This is a genomic window from Brenneria izbisi, from assembly GCF_025840185.1.
GTDB lineage: Bacteria > Pseudomonadota > Gammaproteobacteria > Enterobacterales > Enterobacteriaceae > Brenneria > Brenneria izbisi.
The window spans coordinates 120,013-141,996 of sequence record NZ_JAMPJU010000008.1 but is presented as its reverse complement, the minus strand read 5'-3'; the positions used below and the strand labels follow the sequence as shown (position 1 = coordinate 141,996).

Annotated in this window: 20 protein-coding genes; 8 read left to right on the top strand and 12 right to left on the bottom strand. The window is 54.4% G+C overall.

The window, feature by feature from the left end:
- Nucleotides 1–96: 96 nt before the first annotated feature.
- The 7 genes from NC856_RS12080 (at nucleotide 97) to NC856_RS12050 (ending at nucleotide 6,691) form a co-directional block, all read left to right on the top strand.
- On the top strand, nucleotides 97–2,535 hold the full coding sequence (locus NC856_RS12080; RefSeq protein ID WP_264090678.1) for a DMSO/selenate family reductase complex A subunit: 2,439 nt from the start codon (nucleotides 97–99) through the stop codon (nucleotides 2,533–2,535).
- Nucleotides 2,536–2,549: 14 nt separating this feature from the next.
- On the top strand, nucleotides 2,550–3,182 hold the full coding sequence (locus NC856_RS12075; RefSeq protein WP_264090677.1) for a DMSO/selenate family reductase complex B subunit: 633 nt from the start codon (nucleotides 2,550–2,552) through the stop codon (nucleotides 3,180–3,182).
- Nucleotides 3,175–3,951, top strand: coding sequence for a dimethyl sulfoxide reductase anchor subunit family protein (locus NC856_RS12070; RefSeq protein ID WP_264090676.1), 777 nt, complete (start codon nucleotides 3,175–3,177; stop codon nucleotides 3,949–3,951). The genes NC856_RS12075 and NC856_RS12070 overlap by 8 nt, the downstream gene beginning before the upstream one ends.
- Before the next feature lie 59 nt (nucleotides 3,952–4,010).
- Nucleotides 4,011–4,604, top strand: coding sequence for a Tat proofreading chaperone DmsD (gene dmsD / locus NC856_RS12065; protein WP_264090675.1), 594 nt, complete (start codon nucleotides 4,011–4,013; stop codon nucleotides 4,602–4,604).
- Nucleotides 4,604–5,164: a 4Fe-4S dicluster domain-containing protein gene (locus tag NC856_RS12060; protein ID WP_264090674.1), complete on the top strand. Its 561-nt coding sequence runs from the start codon at nucleotides 4,604–4,606 to the stop codon at nucleotides 5,162–5,164. Before dmsD ends, NC856_RS12060 begins: the two co-directional genes overlap by 1 nt.
- A 130-nt stretch (nucleotides 5,165–5,294) precedes the next feature.
- Complete coding sequence (locus NC856_RS12055; protein WP_264090673.1) at nucleotides 5,295–5,801, top strand: CesT family type III secretion system chaperone; 507 nt, start codon at nucleotides 5,295–5,297, stop codon at nucleotides 5,799–5,801.
- Complete coding sequence (locus tag NC856_RS12050) at nucleotides 5,798–6,691, top strand: hypothetical protein (protein ID WP_264090672.1); 894 nt, start codon at nucleotides 5,798–5,800, stop codon at nucleotides 6,689–6,691. Before NC856_RS12055 ends, NC856_RS12050 begins: the two co-directional genes overlap by 4 nt.
- A gap of 95 nt (nucleotides 6,692–6,786) precedes the next feature.
- Here the strand turns inward: NC856_RS12050 and fdhE are convergent, their stop codons facing one another.
- The 8 genes from fdhE to hypF all read right to left on the bottom strand — a co-directional run bounded on the left by fdhE (nucleotide 6,787) and on the right by hypF (nucleotide 18,052).
- Nucleotides 6,787–7,713, bottom strand: coding sequence for a formate dehydrogenase accessory protein FdhE (gene fdhE, locus NC856_RS12045; RefSeq protein ID WP_264090671.1), 927 nt, complete (start codon nucleotides 7,711–7,713; stop codon nucleotides 6,787–6,789).
- 5 nt (nucleotides 7,714–7,718) lie between these two features.
- Nucleotides 7,719–8,348 carry a formate dehydrogenase cytochrome b556 subunit gene (fdoI, locus tag NC856_RS12040; RefSeq protein ID WP_264090670.1) on the bottom strand — a complete coding sequence of 210 codons (630 nt, stop codon included), beginning with the start codon at nucleotides 8,346–8,348 and terminating at the stop codon, nucleotides 7,719–7,721.
- Nucleotides 8,335–9,255, bottom strand: coding sequence for a formate dehydrogenase subunit beta (fdxH, locus tag NC856_RS12035; protein WP_264090669.1), 921 nt, complete (start codon nucleotides 9,253–9,255; stop codon nucleotides 8,335–8,337). The genes fdoI and fdxH overlap by 14 nt, the downstream gene beginning before the upstream one ends.
- Before the next feature lie 12 nt (nucleotides 9,256–9,267).
- Nucleotides 9,268–12,315: a formate dehydrogenase-N subunit alpha gene (fdnG, locus tag NC856_RS12030; RefSeq protein ID WP_264090668.1), complete on the bottom strand. Its 3,048-nt coding sequence runs from the start codon at nucleotides 12,313–12,315 to the stop codon at nucleotides 9,268–9,270.
- Between the two features lie 602 nt (nucleotides 12,316–12,917).
- A complete protein-coding gene (locus tag NC856_RS12025; RefSeq protein ID WP_264090667.1) occupies nucleotides 12,918–13,547 on the bottom strand; it encodes an SDR family oxidoreductase in 630 nt (209 codons plus the stop codon).
- Nucleotides 13,548–13,568: 21 nt separating this feature from the next.
- Complete coding sequence (hutX, locus tag NC856_RS12020; protein ID WP_264090666.1) at nucleotides 13,569–14,045, bottom strand: heme utilization cystosolic carrier protein HutX; 477 nt, start codon at nucleotides 14,043–14,045, stop codon at nucleotides 13,569–13,571.
- Nucleotides 14,046–14,058: 13 nt separating this feature from the next.
- Nucleotides 14,059–15,384, bottom strand: coding sequence for a heme anaerobic degradation radical SAM methyltransferase ChuW/HutW (gene hutW, locus NC856_RS12015; protein ID WP_264090665.1), 1,326 nt, complete (start codon nucleotides 15,382–15,384; stop codon nucleotides 14,059–14,061).
- Between the two features lie 355 nt (nucleotides 15,385–15,739).
- Nucleotides 15,740–18,052, bottom strand: coding sequence for a carbamoyltransferase HypF (hypF, locus tag NC856_RS12010; protein ID WP_264090705.1), 2,313 nt, complete (start codon nucleotides 18,050–18,052; stop codon nucleotides 15,740–15,742).
- Nucleotides 18,053–18,229: 177 nt separating this feature from the next.
- Between hypF and NC856_RS12005 the strand changes: the two genes are divergently transcribed.
- A complete protein-coding gene (locus NC856_RS12005) occupies nucleotides 18,230–18,448 on the top strand; it encodes a hypothetical protein (protein ID WP_264090664.1) in 219 nt (72 codons plus the stop codon).
- Nucleotides 18,449–18,482: 34 nt separating this feature from the next.
- Here the strand turns inward: NC856_RS12005 and hypE are convergent, their stop codons facing one another.
- From hypE to hypB, 4 genes are read right to left on the bottom strand one after another with little or no spacing between them, the layout of a single operon-like run.
- A complete protein-coding gene (gene hypE, locus NC856_RS12000; RefSeq protein WP_318841730.1) occupies nucleotides 18,483–19,544 on the bottom strand; it encodes a hydrogenase expression/formation protein HypE in 1,062 nt (353 codons plus the stop codon).
- Nucleotides 19,545–19,561: 17 nt separating this feature from the next.
- Nucleotides 19,562–20,677 carry a hydrogenase formation protein HypD gene (gene hypD, locus NC856_RS11995; RefSeq protein ID WP_264090663.1) on the bottom strand — a complete coding sequence of 372 codons (1,116 nt, stop codon included), beginning with the start codon at nucleotides 20,675–20,677 and terminating at the stop codon, nucleotides 19,562–19,564.
- Nucleotides 20,664–20,951, bottom strand: a complete 288-nt coding sequence (hybG, locus tag NC856_RS11990) for a hydrogenase maturation factor HybG (RefSeq protein ID WP_264090662.1) — start codon at nucleotides 20,949–20,951, stop codon at nucleotides 20,664–20,666. Before hybG ends, hypD begins: the two co-directional genes overlap by 14 nt.
- On the bottom strand, nucleotides 20,942–21,958 hold the full coding sequence (gene hypB, locus NC856_RS11985; RefSeq protein WP_264090661.1) for a hydrogenase nickel incorporation protein HypB: 1,017 nt from the start codon (nucleotides 21,956–21,958) through the stop codon (nucleotides 20,942–20,944). The genes hybG and hypB overlap by 10 nt, the downstream gene beginning before the upstream one ends.
- Nucleotides 21,959–21,984: the final 26 nt, after the last annotated feature.

Sequence of the window (21,984 nt, the reverse complement as noted above, 5' to 3'; positions counted from 1 at the left end):
TCTGTACACCCCGGATTTCCCCCTGCGCTTGATCGCTATCAATCCCACACAGATAACACGCGTTATTGTTAGCAAAGTAACCAATAGGGGAATCCGATGAAAAAAATAATCGATGAACTGCTTCTGCGGGAAATATCCCGAAGAGAAGCGGTAACAGATGTCGCCAAACTGAGTGCGGCCATTGCCATATCCGGCAGTATTACCTTACCTTTTGCCGTAAATGCACAATCAGAAACCCCCAGCCAGTCCGCCGTTGTCAATGAGGGAGAAATCATTCGTCATAGCGCATGCCTGGTTAACTGCGGCAGCCGTTGTCCGCTAAAAGTGGTGGTCAAAGATGGCCGCATTGTGCGTATTGAGGCCGAAGACAGCAAAGACGATGATGTCTTTGGCAAGCATCAGATTCGCCCCTGCCTGCGTGGTCGCGCCAACCGCTGGCGTGTTTACAACCCCGATCGTCTGAAATATCCGATGAAGCGGGTAGGGAAACGGGGAGAAGGCAAATTCAAGCGTATCAGTTGGGAAGAAGCTACCACGCTGGTCGCCGCCGAGTTAAAACGGGTGGCCGAAAAGTATGGCAACGACGCGATCTATTACAACTATCAGTCCGGCGCTTACTACCACAATCAGGGGACGCACGCCTGGAAGCGGTTGTTAAACCTGAATGGCGGTTATCTGAATTACCACAACACGTACTCTACCGCGCAGATTGCGACCGCCACGCCTTACACGCATGGGACTTACGTAGGCAGTCACTTTTCCCAGATTCAGAATTCCGATCTGGTGGTATTTTTTGGCATGAATCTGTCGGAAACCCGCATGTCAGGCGGTGGCCAGGTGGAGGAGTTACGTCGCGCGCTGGAAGTCTCACAGGCTAAAGTCATCATTATCGATCCGCGTTATACCGATTCCGTGGTCACCGAACACGCTGAATGGCTCGCCATCAGACCAACAACCGATGCCGCGTTAGTGGCAGGTCTGGCACATACGTTAATTACCGAAAAGCTGATTGATGAAGCGCGGGTAAATCGCTATAGCGTCGGTTACGACAGCACCACCCTGCCCGCCTCCGCCCCACCGAACGCCGGCTATAAAGAGTATATTCTGGGTCAGGGCGAGGACGGTGTGGAAAAAACCCCAGAATGGGCGGCGGACATAACCGGTATCCCGGCGGGACGCATTCGTCAACTAGCGAGGGAAATCGCTGGCGCCAAAGCCTGTTATATCGGACAAGGCTGGGGGCCGCAGCGTCACGCCAACGGCGAGCAATCCGTACGCGCCATTCAGACGCTACCGCTACTTACCGGCCACTTCGGTTTGCCCGGCACCAATAACGGCAACTGGCCATATGCCACCGACTACGGCGTACCGACGCTGCCTGGCGGAAAGAATCCGCTAACTGTCTCGATTCCTTGCTATCTGTGGACCGACGCCATTCTGAACCCGGAAAAGATGACCGCCGCCACGATGGGCGTAAAAGGAGCGGACAAACTTAATGTCGGCATAAAACTCATTGTCAATCAGGCGGGCAATGCGCTGCTGAACCAGCACGGTCAAATCAATCGTACCCGGCAGATACTGGCGGATGACACGTTGTGTGAAACCATCATTGTCATTGATAACCACATGACGCCCAGCGCGAAATTCGCTGATATCCTGCTACCGGAAACCAGCTATCTGGAAGCGGAAGATCTGGTGAACAACGCCTACGCATCCGGCTCTCACCACTACATGATCGCATTACAGAAAACCATTGAACCTATGTGGGAAGTCCGCAGCACCTACGATATCTGCGCCGACATCGCTGGTCACCTTGGACTACGGGAAAAATTCACTGAAGGCAGAACGCAGGCGCAGTGGGTTGAGAAACATTATCAGCAGGTGAAAACGCAACGGCCTTACCTGCCTGACTGGGAGATTGCCAAAGATAAAGGGGTAATTGACCAGCAAATCGCTACGGATAAACAAAGTATCGCCTTTGCTGAATTCCGTCAGGATCCCGATGCGAACCCACTGAAAACGCCTTCGGGAAAAGCAGAGATTTACTCTGAGGCACTGGCGAAACTCGCCCGTGAGTGGATACTGCCCGCCGGTGATAAAATTTCGCCGATCCCTGAGTTCTGTCCGGCACGGGAGTCGCATCTGAATAAAACCTTGACGGCGACATACCCGCTTCAGTTGAGCGGCTTTCACACGAAAGGACATACCCATTCGACTTACAGCAATGTGGCGCAGTTACACGAAGCCGCGCCGGATGAAGTGTGGATTAACCCGATTGATGCCATGCCGCGTAACCTGAAATCCGGCGATCGCGTCAAAATATTCAACGACCGGGGCATTGTGGAGATCGTCTGCAAGGTGACCAGCCGCATCCTGCCAGGGGTCGCCGCAATGCCGCAAGGCGCATGGACGCGCCTGAATAGTGAAGGCGTCGATATCGGCGGTTGTATTAATACGCTGACCTCACACGATGTCTCACCGCTGGCAAAAGGCAATCCACAGCATACCAATCTGGTTGAAATACAACGCGTTTAATGAGGTGATTAACAATGACACAATATGGCTTTTTTGTTGACTCCTCACGCTGCTCCGGTTGTAAAACCTGTCAGGTCAGTTGTAAGGACAATAAAGATCTGGATGTCGGCCCGAAATTCCGCCGGGTTTACGAGTATGGCGGCGGCAGTTGGATCAAAGACGGCAATGCCTGGCGCAATAATACGTTCATCTATTACCTCTCCATCGCCTGTAACCACTGCGACCAGCCGACCTGTGTGACCGGCTGCCCCACCGGGGCCATGCACAAACGGGAAGAGGATGGGCTGGTTTTGGTGAACGATGAGTTGTGCGTCGGCTGCCGTTATTGCGAAATGCGCTGTCCCTATGGCGCGCCGCAGTTCGATCATCAGGCCAAAATCATGCGCAAATGCGATGGCTGCCTGGATCGCCTGCAACATGATTTACCGCCGATCTGCGTAGAGTCATGTCCTCAGCGGGCGCTGGATTTCGGTCCAATCGACAAACTTCGCGCCAAATACGGCACGGGCAATGACCATGATATTGCGCCATTGCCTTGCGCCACGCTGACCAAACCCAACCTGATTGTTAAAGCGCATCCCAACGCCCGTCTGACTGGCGATAAAGAAGGCGCGATCCAGAACTTGCAGGAGGTTCGTCATGTCTGAATTACCGCTGGTCTTCTTTACCGTTCTCACCCAAAGCGCCGTCGGCGCATTTGTTGTGCTGTTGATTGCCGGACAATGGCAACAGATTGACCACCGTCGTCTGGCTATCGGGTTGTTCAGCGCCATGTGTCTGTTTGGCGTCGCCCTGCTCATTGGCGCCGTCCATGTTGGTCAACCGCTGCGGGCCATCAATATGCTATTCCGGGTCGGTCTCTCACCCATGAGCAACGAAATCGTGCTTTCCGCCTTGTTCTCCGTCACCGGCGGCGTGGCGGCGTTGGGGCTACTACTCGATCGGGGTGGCCGAACGCTGTTTTCAGCGCTGGCCTGGCTAGCCGCGGTGGTCGGTCTGTTCTTTCTGGCAGCCATTCCCCGCGTATACCAACTTCCGACGGTGGCGACCTGGAATAATCACTACACCACAGCGACGATGCTACTGACGTCCATGATCGGCGGCGGCGCATTGGCGGCGGCGCTGGGCGCTCGTCGTCTGGGATTATTCGTCAGCCTGCCCGCCATACTGGTGAGTTTCTGTTTGCGTCCCGGTTATTTATCCACCTTGATGACGGCGGACAACGTGTTGACCAGCGCGCAACTTTCCTGGTTTAGCGTCCAGCTTGTCCTGCTGGCTGTCGGACTGTTCGGCGTTATTCTTCATCTGCGTCATCGCGCCGGACAAACGCTGCTGGCCGCCAGCGCCACCGTGGTGATTGTCGGCGAACTGGCCGGACGGATCGCTTTCTATAATCTGTGGATGCTACCGATGTAACGCCCCGGCAGACAGGCAGGCGCATGCCGGTCTGTTGCTGTTCACCGTGGAGATACGCCATGTTATGTGTTGCCGCCTTGCCGCGTTTATTAGGCGCATTGTTTTACTATCCCCCCAGTTCGCCGGAAATAGGCCAGTTATTAGACAATCTTGATCAGATCCCCGAACTGTATCGCTGGCAGGATAAAGCGCGCGTGCAGCAGATTTGCCAGCAACTGCATATACCTGAAGCAGAAGCATTCAACTGGCAGTTTTCCGTGCTGTTTGAAGGACAGGGAGAAATGCAGGCCCCGCCCTGGGGTTCGGTTTATCTGGACAAAGATAATCTGCTGATGGGCGATTCCACCACACGCTACCGTAAATTTTTACAGCATAACCAGTTAACATTCATCCGCCGCCAGCATGAGCCGGAAGATCAGTTTGGCTTGATGTTGCTGGCCCTGGCCTGTTTGCTGGAACGAAAACAGGAAGACGCGGTAGTGATGCTATTGGAAGAACACCTGCTGCCGTGGAGTCACCGCTATCTGCACCTGTTGCGCGCCAACACGCAAAGCGCGTTCTATGCGCAGTTAGCACAAATTACCGAACAGTTTTTACAAGAGATTCAGCACAGCCATGCGCTATCGCCACGTAACGACCGGATATATCGCTGATGACTAAAACAGACAACTTTTATCGCGAATATCTCTCACACCGCTATATCAGCCGCCGCGGGCTACTGCGCGCGTTACTCGGCGCGGCGCATAAAAACGTACCGCCAGAAACAGCGTCGCAAGCGGTTCGCCTGGCACAAACGCCTCGTCCGCCCGGCGCCATGACGCCTGAGTTATTCCTGCATCAATGCACCCGTTGCCAGCAATGCGCCACCCATTGTCCGATGGGCGTTATCATCCAGGACGATGACGGCTATCCGCTACTTGCCATTGAATATGCCAGTTGCGACGGCTGCAATCAGTGCATTGAACACTGCGCCAGCGGCGCTTTGTCGCCACAGACGCGATTCGATACCGGATTAAGGCCGGTTATCGATATCAATCGTTGTATTCATACGCATCGACACTGCGGCACGTGTGTCTCGTCTTGTACAATACAGGCGCTCGCCGCCGACGAACATGGCATCCCCGTCGTCGATACGTCGCGGTGCAATGGATGCGGCGAATGTCTGCTTCAGTGCGACGAGCGAGCCATCAGGCTGGCGCTTCAGCCGGTTTGAATATTCCGACAATCTGCTCCCACGCCATTCCTATCCGGCGCATTATTCAATAATCCAGAGTTAACCGGAACTTATTGTCCTCTGCCGCCACTCAACCGTTATCCAGGGAATAAAGGACGAAAGCGAAAACATGTTTCATAAAATCATGTTTATGTTGTTTAAACACTATGGTATCGACGTCTCTTCCGCACCGGCGGATGGACATGACGTGTATATCATGACTGTTGAACAAGGTTTGGATATTCATTTCATTGGCACGCAGGAAAATTATCTCAATATGGTTTGTGTGGTCAGCGAATTAGAAAAAGAGACTCACCACCAGATACTTTATGATTTACTGGCGTCCAATGCATTCAGCCCCATCCACCCGGTGTTAGTGGTGGGTCTGGAGCCGCAAAGCAACAGCGTGATGCTATCCACCCGTCAACTTTTGGCGGAGTTGAATAGCGTGGAAATATTCAGACTGGTGGAAGCCTTTATTGATGAAGTCCATGCGCTGCGCGAATGGCTGCTCAACGCTCAATCGCGCAGCGTGCCGCAACATAACGATCAGAAACCGCACGTCGTCAAACAGTCTCCGCCGTCGCCATTACATCCTATGTTCAGACAACCACTCAATACTCAGGCAATAAAATGAACCGATTAAGTCATATATTTTCCAGCGGCAGTTCGTCATCAGGCGCTTCTACCTGGAACGCGCTCAATCAAGATCACAGCGTTGTTAAAACCCACGAACAGTTCTCGGCACAAAGTCTGGGGCTGAGCAGTTACCAGTACCGGACCGTGCAAGTGAAATCCAGCACCATGGAAAATCTAGCGCAAGCGGCCTGGGCCAATCAGGTAGTCAAAAATATTTTGCATGCGGGGGCCGGCAACCAGATAAAGGATATTTCATCGTCTTCCGGCGAAAGTTGGGCGCGGGCCAAACTAGCTGATGATGCATATTCAGGGGGAAATTCCCTCGCGCAGCTAAAACGCGCGCAGAAAATGCAAGGCGGAAATTGCCCGGTCTTTGCCAGTACCGCGTCAGCGGTGTTGCAAGGCAAAACTGACGCGCCGATGATGCGGGTGCGTACCCGCCTGCCGGAAGGGAATTCCCATGAATTTTTATTATTGGGCGATCGGCGTGCGTCACGCTGGGGCGACAGAAATACCGTGGTTGTCGATGCCTGGCCGGTGAAACCCAGCGCATCAACCTTCGATCAGACGTTTATTCAGGATGCCAGAAGCGGAGAAAAACTGTCCTTGCGTGATGTTCTGAGTGAATATCGTAACGAAGAATATAGCGCCTATACATTTAGCAACAAGGACAGAGACAGATTAAAGTCGATCAAACCCTTAGACACGGACGCCATCGATAGAAAACTGCACAAGCAGCATCTCCCGCCGATTGGCGACGAGTTGGTCGATCACATCTTCGCTACTGAGTCGGACAATCTGTTTGACGCCAGGGTGTCCACCGACCCAAGCACCTATTACACCGATGGCGACGAAACAAGAACCTTCGATAACATCCTCTCAAGGTAACCCGTGCCGCGCCAACACCAGATCGTCCCGCGTTGAATTGAAAGTCACCGTTCCCGGCCTAGCCTACTGGCCGGGACGGTATTCCCATCAGGCCGTCAGATGGCGCTTTCCGGGAACAGGAACGGGTTGATGCTGCTGCGGGAAAAGCCCTCTTCTTCCATCTTCACGTCCAGCACCAGCGACGCCAGATCGTCGGCCACCGCTTCAACGCGATGATCTTTTTCCTGATACAGAATTTTCAGATACGTGCCGCAGTGACCGCAACTCTCCGCTTTAATCGCCGCATTTTCGCTGTCCAGCGACCAGTAATTCAGATCACCGGACTCTTCGCAGTTGCTGCATTTCACCCGCACCATGTGCCATTCGCTCTCACACAGGTTGCAATGCAGATAGCGCAGTCCGCTGCTGGCACCCAATTGAACGACGCCGGATACCGGCATGCTGCCGCATACCGGGCAAAACTGACGGTGTTCGCCGGGCTCCGCCCGCGCCTTGCCGGGGATCTGACTCGCCATCTGCGCCCAGAATAACGACAGCGCCGCCCAGATAAACGGCGCTTTATCGTTGTTTTCCGCACTGAATTGGTGGTTGAACAACGAGGTCGCCAGCCTTTCCAACTCCTGCGCCGCGCATTTTTCCAGATTTTCCAGCGTCGATAACACTTGTCCGCTGGCCTCCGGCTTAAGTTCTTCAATCAAGGCGCGCAATAGCGTCTGCCAATGCGCATCGCGCGGAAACACCGATGCATCCAGCGGCGGACGAGTACCCGCTTGCGCCAGGATCTCGCTAAGATCAATCTGTAGCGGGTGATCGTGCATCACCTTCTGTTGCGCCTCCACCACACTGGCGGCGAACAACAGATAATCACTCAGGGGATGGTCGGTCGCCAGTTGACGCAAGCGCTCAGCGCGGCTGCTGTACAAACTTTTCAAATTAGCAAAAAGCAACGGTGGGATTGTCCCCACCGCTGCCGATTTTTCATTACTTTCTAACTGTTCCTGAGGAACAATACGAATACTCATCAGGGTTACTTTTCCTGTTGTTTACGTTGTAGCTCACGATACCAGCGTGGATGATGTTTCTTCGCCCATGACGTCGATACCCAGCCTTCCACCATCGCAGTAATAGTTCCCTTCACCCATAGCGCCGCATAAATATGCACCATAATAACGATAATCAGCCCTACCGCCGCCAGCGAATGAACCAGCAAAGCCAGACGAATGATCGGGATAGGAAACGCGTCAGCAAAGTACGGTCGCCACATGACAATGCCGCTGGCCAACAGCAGCACCAGGCTGATAATGGCCAGCCAGAACACACACTTCTGACCGAAATTATACCGGCCTGTGTCGCCGACTTCCTGATTTCTGGCAATCTTATGAATGTTTTTGGCCCATTCAATATCATCACGGCGTATCAGATTGTGTTTCCAGTAGCGGAAAAACATTAACAGAAAAGCGACAAACATCACCACCCCCACAAAAGGGTGCAGAATTCTGGCCAACTGCGGCGTACCCAGAATGTTCATCATCCAGTTGAGCGAGGGGAAGAAAAAGCCCAGACCGCTGATGGCGGCAAACACAAAACAGAACGCCACAATCCAGTGATTAATACGTTCCGGCGCGCTGTAGCGCTGAATTCGATTATTCTTTTTCATGTTGCTTGTCCTCATGATGCGCCGCATCCGCGCCATCTTCTTCATCGTCTTCTTCCACGCGATTCGGCCCGACGCCCACATAATGGAATACGCTGGCGGCGAAGGTGGCGGCAAAACCGATGGCCGCCAGTGGTTTCCAAATCCCCTTCCAGAACGTCACTGTCGGACTGATCGTCGGATTGTCCGGCAGGCCGTGATAAAGCTGCGGCTTGTCCGCATGGTGCAACACATACATGACGTGCGTTCCGCCGACGCCCGCCGGATCGTATAACCCGGCGTTGTCATAACCGCGGCTATTGAGATCAAGCACCCGTTCCGCCGCCAGATCTTTCATCGCGGCTTTGGTGCCGAAATGGATCGCCCCGGTCGGACAGGTTTTGACGCAGGCGGGTTCCTGCCCTACCGCCACCCGATCCACACACAGCGTACATTTGTAAACCCGGTTATCCTGTTTATTCATCCGCGGTACGTCGAACGGACACCCCGCGATGCAGTAACCGCAGCCGATACAGTGTTCTGACTGAAAATCGACAATACCGTTGGCATACTGAATAATCGCGCCTTCCGACGGACAGGCTTTCAAACAACCCGGATCGGCGCAATGCATACAGCCGTCCTTGCGGATCAGCCATTCAAGCCGACCTTGCTCTTCCACTTCCGAAAAACGCATCACCGTCCAGGATTTGGCCGTCAAATCGGTCGGGTTATCGTAAACCCCGACGTTATGTCCGACCTCATCACGAATGTCGTTCCATTCCGAACACGCCACCTGACAGGCTTTGCAACCAATACATGTGGTGACGTCAATCAGTTTGGCGACAGGTTCCTGGTGATCGCGCGCCTGCGGCGGCGGCGTCAGAGAATTAGTCGCGGAGCGACGGATAATATCTTGTGATTGCATGGCCATAATCTGTCTCCGCTACGCCTTTTCCACATTAACCAGGAACGCCTTATATTCCGGCGTTTGGGTATTGGCATCGCCGACATGCGGCGTCAGGATGTTTGCCAGAAACCCTTTCTGCGTGGTGCCTTCAAACCCCCAATGACAAGGCACGCCGATGGTTTCCACCGGCTTGCCTTCAATCATCAGCGTGCGGATACGTTTGGTGACTACCGCTTTCGCCTTGATATAACCGCGCTTGCTGCTGAGTCTCACCATGTCGCCGGCCCGAATTCCTTTCTGTTCGGCCAATGCCTCGCCAATTTCGACAAACTGCTCCGGCTGTACGATGGCGTTCAGCCGCGCATGTTTCGTCCAATGGCGAAACAGTTCAGTAATGGAATAGGTGGTGGCGACATACGGAAATTCCGCGGCGCTGCCCATGCGCTGTTTATCAAACGCATACAACCGGGCCGCCGGATTAAAACGGATGCTTTCATGCAGCGGACTTTTTTCCAGCGGTGATTCGACGGGTTCATAGTGCTCAGGGAACGGCCCATCGGTGAGCTTGTCGATACCAAACAGACGTCCCAGGCCTTCCGCCTGTAGAATGAACGGCCCCACGCCGCTGCCTGGCGCGGCATTGCCGTAATCCGGCGTGTCGATACCGCTCCAGCGCTGACCATCCCAGCGGATCAGTTCACGCTTCGCATCCCACGGATTGCCCTGTTCATCCGCCGACGCGCGGTTGTACAGAATGCGGCGGTTTTGCGGCCACGCCCAGGCCCAACCCAACGTACTGCCCAGACCTGACGGATCGGCGTTATCCCGCCGGGCCATCTGGTTCCCCTGCTCCGTCCAGCACCCGGTATAAACCCAGCAGTAGCTGGCGGTGGTGCCATCGTCACGCAGTTGCGAAAAGTCAGACAGCAACTGCCCTTTTTTCAGCACCAGATTCCCCTGATCGTCATAAATATCCGCCAACGCATAACCATTGCCCTCTTTCGCCACCTCTTCCGGCGACGGATCTTCCGGGTTGAGATAATTCCACGCCATATTGAGGACCGGCTCAGGATTCGCGCCGCCTTCTCTGGCATACATTTCTCGCAAACGCAGAAAAATCCCGGCCAGGATAACCCCGTCGTGCAACGCTTCCGCTGGCGGTTCCGCGCCTTTAAAGTGCCATTGCAGCCAACGACCGGAATTCACGATCGAACCGTTCTCTTCCGCAAAACAACTGGAGGGCAAACGAAAGACCTCCGTTTGGATCTGCGCGGGATCGACGTCATTCAACTCACCGTGGTTCTGCCAGAAATTGGACGTTTCCGTCGCCAGCGGATCGATGATGACCAGAAACTTCAGTTTTCTCAGCGCGTCGCGCGCTTTATTGGAGTCAGCAAACGCGGCGATCGGATTAAAGCCCTGCGCGATATAGCCGTTGACCTTGCCTTCAATCATTCTTTGGGTGTAGTTCAGCGCGTCATAGCTTTGATCCCACTTGGGCAGCCAGTCAAAACCCCAGTCATTTTCTGGTTGCGCCTTATCGCCATACAGACTTTTCATCAGGCTGATAAAGAATTTCGGCGTGTTCTTCCAGTAATTCACCTGGTCGGGCAACAGCGCCTGCGGCGTGATTTGCGAGAGATAATCCTGCAAGGTGGTCTGCTTTTCGGACGGCAAATCCATGTAACCGGGCAGACGAAGGGACAACAATCCCAAATCGGTATACCCCTGAATATTGGAGTGTCCGCGCAACGCGTTAATCCCGCCGCCAATCATACCGATATTGCCCAACAGCAATTGAATGATGCCTGCGGCGCGGATCATCTGAGAACCGGTGGTATGCTGCGTCCAGCCCAGCGCATACAGAATGGTCGCCGTTTTGTCCGGTACGCAAGTCGATGCCAGAATGTCGCAAATCGTCAGAAATTGATCTTGCGGAGTGCCGCAGATACGCGAAACCACTTCCGGTGTGTAGCGGCTGACGTGCTGTTTAAGCAGATTCCAGACACAGCGCGGATCGGTCAGGGAGAGATCCCGCCGGGCAAAGCCGTTTTCATCCAGTTCATACTGCCATGACGAGCGATCATACTTACGCGCCTGCGGGTCATAACCGCTGAACAAACCATCATTAAAATCATAATCGGCGCGCACCAACAGGCTGGCATTGGTGTATGACTGCACATACTCCATCTGTACTTTATTGTTGCTCAACAGGTAATGCACCACGCCCAGCAGGAATGCGATATCCGAACCGGCGCGGATCGGCGCATAAAGATCAGCCACCGATGCGGTACGATTAAAACGCGGATCGACCACGATCAGTTTTGCGGCGTTTTTGATTTTGGCTTCCACCGCCCATTTGAACCCAACCGGATGCGCCTCCGCCGGGTTGCCGCCCATCACCAGCACCACGTTGGCATTCTTGATATCAACCCAGTTATTGGTCATGGCGCCGCGCCCGAAGGTCGGCCCCAGCGCCGACACGCTGGGGGCATGACACAGGCGTGCCTGAGTATCAATCCCCAGCATCCCCAGCGCGCGGGTAAAACGGAAATCCAGCATCCCGGTTTCATTACTGGCAGCCGACGAACACAACATGCCGGTTGTCAGCCAGCGGTTAACGGTGACGCCAGCGCTGTTTTTCTCGATAAAGTTGGCATCCCGATCGGCTTTCATCAGGCGGGCAATACGATCGAACGCCTCATTCCAACTGATGCGCTGCCATTTGTCTGAGCCGGGCGCCCGATACTCAGGATATTTAAGCCGCTGATCGCTATGGATATAATCGATCAACCCCGCCCCTTTGGGGCATAACGAACCACGGCTGACCGGATGATCCGGGTCGCCTTCAATATGAAAAATGGATGGTCTGGCGTTTTTCGCCCCGTCGCCAAGGCTATACATTAAAATGCCGCATCCAACGGAACAATAGGTGCAGTTATTGCGCGTTTCTTTGGCGCGCAGAAGTTTATATTGCCGGGTTTCGGCCAGTGCCACTGAAGGGGAAAAACCTAGTGCTGTGACCGTTGTTCCGGCCATGCCACCCGCACATATTTTAAAAAACTGTCGTCTGCTGACCTGCATGGAAAGCTCCTCGTACCACACCGCTCACAATAAAAATCGGGCTGAAGCATTTATTTTGTTTTTATATCGCAAGGATAATTGACCGCCGCACAGCTAAAACCATACTAATTATATGTATTATGCAATGAAATATAAAAACCTCAACTATTTATCTTAATAATAACATTATCATCACAAAAACCCTGAAATCGCCAGTTTTCTGAGCAAAACAAATATTTAAATAAAAATCATTCTCAATTAAAGACCGTTACTGCAATACGTCGATATATAATAAATTACATAGCGAATAACGAACCTAGCGATATTCAGAAGGCATTGTTGATGAAATGAAATAAAGAATGGCGATGATACCGTCAGTAAATAATAACGGTATTACAGTTATTATTTTTTATATTATTCATTAATTGAATGAAATAGAATACATCCGCGCGGATGTAATAATATTATTTACCGGTGAAATGGGAATAACGCGACCAATTACATGATATTAAAGATGACCGATAAATCAAAAAAGAGCAAATCGGTCCATTGACTAAACAACATAACGCCGAACAACATCCAGCAGCCGTCAATCGCCGCATACGTATAAAATACGCATCAGGCTACGGCATAGCGGGAAGTTCAAGTTCAGGATCGATGAGATGATAAATCTGATTGCCGAACACCGGTTGCTGCAAAAGCTGGTCGATGGCCAGCGCCACATCCTGACGCGACACCAGACCGAGGGGGGGCGTCCCTTGCGTCAATTTGGCGTTATGCGTGGCAACCACATCCAACAGACCGCCGGGTCGTACAATGCAGTAATCCAGCGAACTGCTCTGCAACCAGCTTTCCGCCAGTGACTTTTCACGCACGGCAAAACCGAATGCGGCCCTGGCGCGTGGCGGTAATTGCGACCAACTGTCGCCGCAGCCCAGCGACGTCACCAGCAACATACGTTTGATGCCCGCTTGCTCTGCGCCATCAATCACCGTTCGGTGTCCCTGATAATTGACGCCGCCGCCGCCCATCGTGGAAACCACAACGGCGGATTTGCCCGCCAACTGACAGGCTTTAGCAACCACATCCGCATCACAGGCATCGCCTAGCACGACATTAAGCCCTTGCGCTCGCCAATGTGCCGCCTGTTCAGCATTGCGCAGCACCAATACCACCGGCTGTTCACATTCTATCGCCCGTTGTAATAAACAGGCGCCCACGCCCTGACCTGCGCCAAAAAGTAACCATGCCATAGATGCTCCTGTTCGTTAATGTTACTCACTTGCCAATGCATGGAACGCCTCAAGCTGCGTCGTCAGCAACTGGCGCTGGCTATCCCGTCCCAGAAATATTTTAAACATCGCCTCGCCGCAGGCATTAAAAAACACTACAGAGGCGGTGTCCATTCCCATGAATCTACGCTCAATGAAAGCAATATGCCGACAGTTAACCGCTCGAATATGTCCGCTGAACCCCGCCTTGCCGCGCAGATTGAAATAGCCGTGGCGGTGTGTCCCGCCCGGCAATTCGCCTTTAAATTCCAGGATCGCATCAGCGGTATGATTGATGAGCGTGACTTCGCCCCAACCGGTAATGGCCTGCCACACCGCATCAAATCGCTCGCCCGCGACAATGGCGCACTGCGCTTCCGGCAGCGCCTTGACCACCTCGAACAGTGAGGTGTGGTACTGACTAGCGATATCTTCCAGTGTGCCATCAGGGTTGGTGGCGAGTAAATCCTGCAATGTCATAAGTAAGTTTTCCTTAATGCGCATGGTCTTGTGCATGATCTTCGGCATTCAACTGCGGAATAATTTGTTGTAATGCCTGCATCAGATTATTTGCCCAAAAGCGGCCGTCATCGGTTAAACGCAAGCAGGTGGAATCGTCGTGGGTTAATCCCGCGTGGTGCCACTGACTCAGCAATGGCTGGAGCGCATCGGCGCGGCGCGTCAGTTGCGGCAAGACGATGCGCCCGACTTCAATACCCGCCTGAAGCTGATGCTGCCAGGGACCGCCAGGGCTGGCCGGGGTCATCATCATGATCGGTTTCTGTCCTTGATCCAGCGTGTGGTAATAACGTTCAAGATCGCGTTCCAGCATATAAGCCTGACCATTCAGGTTACCGCCCGCGCCGCTTCCCATCGCCAGACAATCCGCACCCTGTTTAATCAACAGGTTGTACAGATTGCGCTCTCTGGTGGTTCTGGCCCAGTGACTATTGCTCAGTTGCTGCCAGCCTGCCTCGGCCAGAAATGCCGCGCCGCGACGGTAAAAATCACGTCGGGCGGTCACATCCGGCAGGGTGATCCGTTGGTTTTCCGCCGCTTTCGCCAGCGGCGTGGCGGGTAATAAATTCAGGGCGTAAAGATCGACGCCGTCCAGCGGCAATCCGCTGATAATATTCAGGTCTTCCTGCCAGGTTTCCGCCGTTTGTCCCGGCAGACCAAACATCAGATCGCAAACCACCGCCGCCTTATCCCGCTGGCACAGACGTTCCAAAAAGCGGATGGATTGCAGTTTATCCGAGGTGCGCGCCATGCGCTGACGAATACGGCTATCGAACGTCTGAATGCCGATGGAAAACCGGTTGGCGCCCGCATCCAGACAAGCGTCAATTCGTTCATCATCAAAATTCATCGCCCGGCCTTCGACCGTAATTTCACAGTCAGGCGCCAGAGGCAGCGAGGTACGGATCGCGGTAATAATCCGCGCGAGCTCGTTGGCTGCCAACGCGGTCGGCGTACCGCCGCCAAAATAGACGGCATGAATCGGCGCCGACTGATGCAACGGGCTACCTGCTTCCATTGCCAGCTCCTGCAACAGATAACGGGTATAGGTTTCGGTGCTGTCGTCACGCAACTTATTCTGATAGAAGCCGCAGAATGTACAGTGCGTCGCACAGAAAGGAATATGCAGGTACAGCAGACGCTTGCGGGCAGGCAAAATCCGCTGTTGCAACGTTTGCCAACTGGCGGGGATTTGTTCAGGTGAAAGCGGCGCATGATTACGCCAGGGCATTGCCATACGCCGCACGCCAAATGGCTGTTCACCGGACTGAGCATAATATGGCGTAAGATCGATATTCATTAACGGCCCCTATCAAAAGCAATATGACAAATTAAATGACAGCCTGTTTTATTTATCAATATGCCCCAATGAATAACAGGAAGCGTAATAAAGGGATAGCAAAAAAACTTATTCTTGTTAACGTGATAATAAGAAAAAAATGCTGAGCCGGTCTAGCAGATGAAATATATTTCATTGCAATTCAATACATTAAAAACAAAGCACGCCATTATTGTTATAAAATTGATACTAAAAAATGGATTATTAAAATTTGTTAATCCGCTAATATTGAATATATTTTTAAGATGTAAATAACGCCCATAGATAACCACCAAAATAAACAGCAGGATAAATAAAGCCAGCATGGTTTTATTAATTATTCTTCATGCGAATAACGATTGGATGCCGCCGCAATCAATGCCTGTCCCAACGCCAGCCCGCCATCTCCCGCCGGTAATCGCTCCGGCTGCAACACAGTCATCCCCTGCAAGTGATGGCGCAACAGGTGGGAAAGCAGCCGGTTATGCATAACGCCGCCCGACAGCGCCACGGTGTTGCTGCCGTAACGCATCGCGCTACGTCTGGCTAATGCCGCCAGCCCTTGCGCCAGCGCAGCATGAAAGGCATACGCTTTGTCTGCGGGATTGGCCCGCCATGTCAGCCACTGCCGCCAGAACGTGTGTAAATCAAGCTGATTATCCTCGCGCAATGGCATGGTTACGGCAATACTCGCCACGGGCGCGTGGTGAAGCGTACTTTGCCACGCCAGCGATTCCAGCCAGCAGGCGGCTTCCCCCTCCCAACTTTGGCTGAGGGCGGCAAATCCGTTGGCCGCCGCCACCGCATCAAATAAGCGCCCGGTTGATGATGCCAACGGCGCATTGATGCCGCGCTCGATCGCTTTACCAAGTAGCCTGGCGGGTTCCGTCGGGATGGCGGTTGCTTGCGGTAATGCGGCCCAGTCAGGCACAAACCGCAGCCACTGCGCCAGCAGATTACGCCACGGCTGACGCGCAGCCAGATCGCCGCCGGGCAAAGCCACCGCAGGAAGGCCGCCAATGCGTCGGCATTGAGCATAATCCGCCAGCAGACATTCTCCGCCCCACCACTGTCCATCAGATCCATAACCAATACCATCCAGCGCCAGCCCGATAACCGGCCCGGCATCTCGCGGCCACTGATGTTCGGCCAGACAAGCCACAATATGCGCATGATGGTGCAACACCTCAATACAGGGGATCTGCCGCTGTTCAGCCAGCTGTTTTCCCAGACGATGACTGATATAACCGGGATGCGCGTCAACCACTACCGCATCAGGAATGAAACGGTAAATATCCTCAAACAAGGCGATAGCATGACGATATTGCCGCTCAACGTCGCTGTCCGCCAGATCGCCAAGATGCTGGCTGACAATGGCGTTTTCATCACGCAGTAGACAAAAGGTATTCTTTAAATCCGCCCCCATCGCCAGCAACGCAGGCTGTGCGCTAAACCCCGGCGGCAGCGGCAAGGCATCCGGCACGTAACCCCGCGCCCGACGCAACATCTCCGCCCTGTTTTTATGCAGCCTGACCAACGAGTCGTCGGCGCGTTGCACAATCTCGCGATTGTGCATTAACCACCGGTCGGCAATGCCGACAAGCTGCGTCGTCGCCTGTGCATTGGTCAATGCCGGCGGTTTGCCGCCGGCATTACCGGAGGTCATCACCAATGGGCGCGCCACCTGTGCCAGCAACAGATGTTGCAGCGGATTGGCGGGCAGCATCAGCCCGACTTCGTCCAAGCCGGGCGCAATCTGCTCTGATAGCGGGCCATCTTGTCGCAGCGGCAACAACACAATCGGCGCTGCCGTACTGGTTAATAATCGTAACGCGGCAGGGATATCCGCTACGGCGGCGCATTGCTCAAGCCATCCGGCATCCGGCAGCATCACCGCCAGCGGCTTGCCGGGGCGATGTTTGCGCTGCCGCAAGCGTTCAACCGCCTGCGTATTAGCGGCGTCGCAGGCCAGATGAAAGCCGCCCAGCCCTTTAATCGCCACGATATCCCCGGCCAACAATACATTGGCCGCCAGACGGATCGCCTCATCCCCCTCTGCCCGCGGCGTCGCCAGATCATCAACCAGCCAGACTTGCGGGCCGCATCGCACACAAGCATTGGGTTGGGCATGAAAACGGCGATCAGCCGGGTGCTGATATTCGGCCAGACAGTGAGGACAAAGCGGGAAATCCGCCATCGCGGTGAACGGGCGGTCATATGGCATCCGGCGAATAATGGTAAAGCGCGGACCACAGTGGGTACAGTTGATGAACGGGTAGTGATAGCGGCGATTAGCCGGATCGTTCAGTTCGTGCAGGCATGCTTCACAGGTTGCCGCATCCGGCACGACTTGCGTATCCATCTGACCGGCGCCGCTGTGTTCGATCACAAATGTCTTGGGTATGGCAGCCCACTGCCACGGCTGGCAGGTCATGCTATCGATATGCGCCAACGGCGGACACATTGCGGGCAGTTCAGCCATAAAGCGTTCAATATTTGCCGACTGGTAGAGGTGAATCACCACCCCCGCGCCGTCATTACTGACATCACCGCACAGCTTGAACCGATGCGCCAATTGCCAGACATAGGGCCGAAACCCTACCCCCTGCACTTTGCCTTTGATGCGGATCTGAATACCGTTATGGTTCACGCTCACGTGGAGGATATCCTTGCCTGTTTAGAAAGATTTCTATGTCAGTTCAGTGCTATTTCGTGCGCGAAGAGAAAGGTATTTTCATGCCGGGAAAAGCATGAGTTCACTTCTCTATCGTTAACCTCATAGGTTTGGGGTTTAACGGCGTAAGAAATTGTGCTGAGGTGGCAGTGAATGCCGAGTGAGCGACAGGACTTCGCGCAAGCCAGTGTCGCGCCGGGAGCGCGTCACTGGCGGCTCGATAAGCATTCACTGGCGCCGAAGGTATCGCGTCAGCGACACAATTTCAGCCGCCAACCTGGGTTCATAGGGCAAGCGGCGTTTGATCTGCCCGATGTCGGGCGTGGCGCGATATTCACAGAGAAATACCGATACTTACCACGCACGAAATGATCACCTATGCTTGCATATAGCTGAAAAATGGCCCCTAGCAAATCCGCGGCATCGGTTCATTATGCGGCAAATCCAGCAACCTCGACGCGCCAAATACCCCGCACAGGCGAATCTGCGGCGTTGCGGTCACCACGCCAATCGTCGCGGCGTCCCGCCCCAGCGGATGCGCCCGCAACGCGTCCAGTACCGCGGCCTCAGCTTGCGCCGAAACCACCAGCACCAGTTTGCCTTCATTGGCAAAGTTCAGCGCCTCCAGCCCCAGAATTTCGCAGATGCCGCGCACCGCCTGTTTCAACGGCAACGCGCTTTCATTCACTTCCATACCGTAGCCGCTGGCCTGCGCGTACTCATGCAAAATGGCGGTCACGCCCCCGCGCGTCGCATCCCGCAGCGCACGTACCCCCGCAATCTCACGCAACGGCGCAATCAAGGGCGCCAGTACCGCGCAATCACTCGATAACTCGGCTTCCAGCCCCAGTTGTTCGCGCAGGTTGAGGATCGTCGCGCCGTGATCGCCCAGCGTCCCGCTGACAATAATTTTATCGCCAGGACAGATCTCGCGCGTCCCCCAATGCACCGTCGTCGGGATAACGCCCATACCGGAGGTATTGATAAAAATCTTGTCAGCCGCGCCGCGCGGCACCACTTTGGTATCGCCGGTTACTATCTCGATACCGGCATCACGGGCGGTTCGCGCCATGGATTCAACAATACGCAGCAAATCTGCGCCGGAGAAACCTTCTTCAATGATAAAACCGCAGGAAAGATAACGCGGCTGCGCGCCGCTGACCGCGATATCGTTCGCCGTACCACACACCGCCAGCTTGCCGATATCGCCGCCGGGGAAAAAGATCGGATCAATCACATAGCTGTCGGTGGTGAACGCCAGCCGATCACCGTGCCGCGTCAAGGCGGCAAGCGGCAATCTGGCCTGATCTTCCCGCTGACCCAGCAGCGGATTATCAAACGACTGGATAAACAGTTGTTCAATCAACTGCTGCATCGCCCGGCCACCGCTGCCGTGCGCCAGCGTAATCTCTGTGGGCATGTGTTCCGGCAAGGGTTGTGTGGTACTCACTACTGTTGTTCCAGACATATTCAGACTCACTCCCCTCAGGCACATTCCCGCCGATATTGATAATAAGCCGCACACGCGCCCTCGGAGGAGACCATCAGCGCTCCGATAGCATTCTGCGGCGTGCAGCGCTGGGCAAACAGCGGACAATCCGCGGGTTTGCAGCGCCCGGTCAGAACATCGCCGCAGCGCGATCCCGGCTCATCTGCCACCCGCTGCTGTTGGGGCTTGAACCGGCGCTCAGCGTCAAAATCGGCATACGCTTCCCGCAGTTGCATACCAGACTGGGCAATTTCCCCCAGACCACGCCATTCACTGCTGGATTTGGTGGTAAAAACGTCTTGCATGGCTTGCTGGGCCAGTGGGTTGCCGCCATCCGGCACAATGCGTCGATACTGGTTTTCCACCTCGCAACGCCCAGCGTGGATCTGGCTGACCAGCATCAACAATGCCTGCAAAATATCCAGCGGTTCGAACCCGGTGACCACGAACGGCTTATGGAACCGGTCACACAATGCCTGATAAGGATACGCGCCAATCACCATGCTGACATGCCCCGGCGCCAGAAAACCGTCAATGCGCAGGTCAGGTTGCATCAGCAGGCTGTTCAACGTGGGGACAATGGTAATATGCTGACAGAAAAGGGAAAAATTGCTGATATGGCGGCGTTTGGCCTGTTGCAATGTCAGCGCGGTGCTCGGCATGGTGGTTTCAAACCCCAGGCCGAAAAACACCACCTGACGATCAGGGTTTTTCTCCGCCAGCAGCAACGCATCCAGCGGCGAATAAACCATGCGCACATCGGCGCCGTGACGACGCGCGTCCTGTAGCGATCCGTTGCGCCCCGGCACGCGCATGGCATCGCCGAAAGTACAAAAGATCACCTCAGGATGCGCGGCAATCTCCAGACAGGCATCAATTCGTCCCATCGGCAATACGCATACCGGGCAGCCCGGACCGTGAACAAATTCGATTTCCGGCGGCAACAACCGATCCAGTCCAAACTTGAAGATCGCATGGGTATGGCCGCCGCACACTTCCATCAGTTGCAACGGGCGCTGCCGCAACTGCGGCATCTCCGTGACCAGCGCCCGAATACGTTGCAACACGGCTTTCGCCAGTTCGGGATCGCGGAACTCATCAACGTATTGCATGAATCTCTCCGCTTTGTCGCCATTCATCCAGTTCCAGCCCGATGGCGCGCATGGATTGCAGTGCTTCCAGCGTATCCCGCGCCTCCTGTTCATCCAGCAGGCTCATGGCGAAACCGACATGCACCAACACCCATTGCCCCACCAGATCGGCGGGAGAATCCTCACAAACCAGCGCGATATTGATCGCCCGCTGTACCCCGCAGACATCAACATACGCTGGCTGGTGAATATCATCGCCGACAGATATCACTTTTCCCGGAATGCCTAGGCACATCGTTGCGCCTCCAGCCAACCAAGCCATGCATCCATCCCTTCGCCGGTACGGGCAGATAACGCGATGATCTGAATTTCCGGGTTGACCCGTCGGGCGTTGGCGACACACGCTTCCAGATTGAAATCCAGATAAGGCAGCAGATCGATTTTATTCACAATCATCAGCGATGACGCCGCAAACATATGCGGATATTTCAGCGGTTTATCTTCACCTTCGGTCACTGACAGCACCGCGACTTTCGCGCGTTCGCCCAGATCAAACCCTGCCGGACACACCAGATTGCCGACATTCTCGATAAACAGTAGGCTGTTATCCGCCAGTTGCAGACGATGGGCCGCATCATGCACCATCTGCGCATCCAGATGGCATCCCTTGCCGGTATTCACCTGAATAGCAGCCACGCCCGTTGCCCGGATGCGCTCCGCGTCATGGGCGGTTTGCTGATCGCCCTCGATCACCGCGCAAGGCATCTGCGGACCAATATGGTTCAGCGTTGTCGTCAACAACGTGGTTTTACCTGAACCGGGGCTGGAAACCAGATTCAACGCCAGAATGTTCTGCGCGTTAAAATGTTCCCGGTTATGTTCCGCCAGATGGTTATTTTTGCTCAGCACGTCCATTTCAATCTGTAACAGGCGTTGCTGCCCGATCCCCGGCGCATGGGTTCCCGCCGCGCCTTGTCCGTAATGCAGATCCTGTTCATTGACCTCTGGCTGAAACGCCGCTTCGCCCTCTTCGGCGGCGTTTTTTTTCACCGGCTTCGCCCCCTTTACGATCTTAGGCGGCAAAGCATAGTAGTGGTTATGGACATCGCCATGATAATGGTGGTGATGGATAATCACGCAGCGACCCTTGATCTTGCCGCCGTGATGATGGTCATGGCTATGCGCGTGGTCATGCCCGTGATCGTGATGGTTTTTGTGATGATGCTCGTGATGATGATCATGAGAATGCTCGTCACCTTCGATTTTGCGCTCCCCTTCACCGCAACCGCATGTGGTACACATAGGGATCTCCTCCCGCTATCAATCTT

Bases quoted from the DNA above. Each gene is read 5' to 3' on its own strand.
- NC856_RS12080 (WP_264090678.1), top strand. From the start codon at position 97: ATGAAAAAAATAATCGATGAACTGCTTCTGCGGGAAATATCCCGAAGA.
- NC856_RS12075 (WP_264090677.1), top strand. From the start codon at position 2,550: ATGACACAATATGGCTTTTTTGTTGACTCCTCACGCTGCTCCGGTTGT.
- NC856_RS12070 (WP_264090676.1), top strand. From the start codon at position 3,175: ATGTCTGAATTACCGCTGGTCTTCTTTACCGTTCTCACCCAAAGCGCC.
- dmsD (WP_264090675.1), top strand. From the start codon at position 4,011: ATGTTATGTGTTGCCGCCTTGCCGCGTTTATTAGGCGCATTGTTTTAC.
- NC856_RS12060 (WP_264090674.1), top strand. From the start codon at position 4,604: ATGACTAAAACAGACAACTTTTATCGCGAATATCTCTCACACCGCTAT.
- NC856_RS12055 (WP_264090673.1), top strand. From the start codon at position 5,295: ATGTTTCATAAAATCATGTTTATGTTGTTTAAACACTATGGTATCGAC.
- NC856_RS12050 (WP_264090672.1), top strand. From the start codon at position 5,798: ATGAACCGATTAAGTCATATATTTTCCAGCGGCAGTTCGTCATCAGGC.
- fdhE (WP_264090671.1), bottom strand. From the start codon at position 7,713: ATGAGTATTCGTATTGTTCCTCAGGAACAGTTAGAAAGTAATGAAAAA.
- fdoI (WP_264090670.1), bottom strand. From the start codon at position 8,348: ATGAAAAAGAATAATCGAATTCAGCGCTACAGCGCGCCGGAACGTATT.
- fdxH (WP_264090669.1), bottom strand. From the start codon at position 9,255: ATGGCCATGCAATCACAAGATATTATCCGTCGCTCCGCGACTAATTCT.
- fdnG (WP_264090668.1), bottom strand. From the start codon at position 12,315: ATGCAGGTCAGCAGACGACAGTTTTTTAAAATATGTGCGGGTGGCATG.
- NC856_RS12025 (WP_264090667.1), bottom strand. From the start codon at position 13,547: ATGGCATGGTTACTTTTTGGCGCAGGTCAGGGCGTGGGCGCCTGTTTA.
- hutX (WP_264090666.1), bottom strand. From the start codon at position 14,045: ATGACATTGCAGGATTTACTCGCCACCAACCCTGATGGCACACTGGAA.
- hutW (WP_264090665.1), bottom strand. From the start codon at position 15,384: ATGAATATCGATCTTACGCCATATTATGCTCAGTCCGGTGAACAGCCA.
- NC856_RS12005 (WP_264090664.1), top strand. From the start codon at position 18,230: ATGCCGAGTGAGCGACAGGACTTCGCGCAAGCCAGTGTCGCGCCGGGA.
- hypE (WP_318841730.1), bottom strand. From the start codon at position 19,544: ATGTCTGGAACAACAGTAGTGAGTACCACACAACCCTTGCCGGAACAC.
- hypD (WP_264090663.1), bottom strand. From the start codon at position 20,677: ATGCAATACGTTGATGAGTTCCGCGATCCCGAACTGGCGAAAGCCGTG.
- hybG (WP_264090662.1), bottom strand. From the start codon at position 20,951: ATGTGCCTAGGCATTCCGGGAAAAGTGATATCTGTCGGCGATGATATT.
- hypB (WP_264090661.1), bottom strand. From the start codon at position 21,958: ATGTGTACCACATGCGGTTGCGGTGAAGGGGAGCGCAAAATCGAAGGT.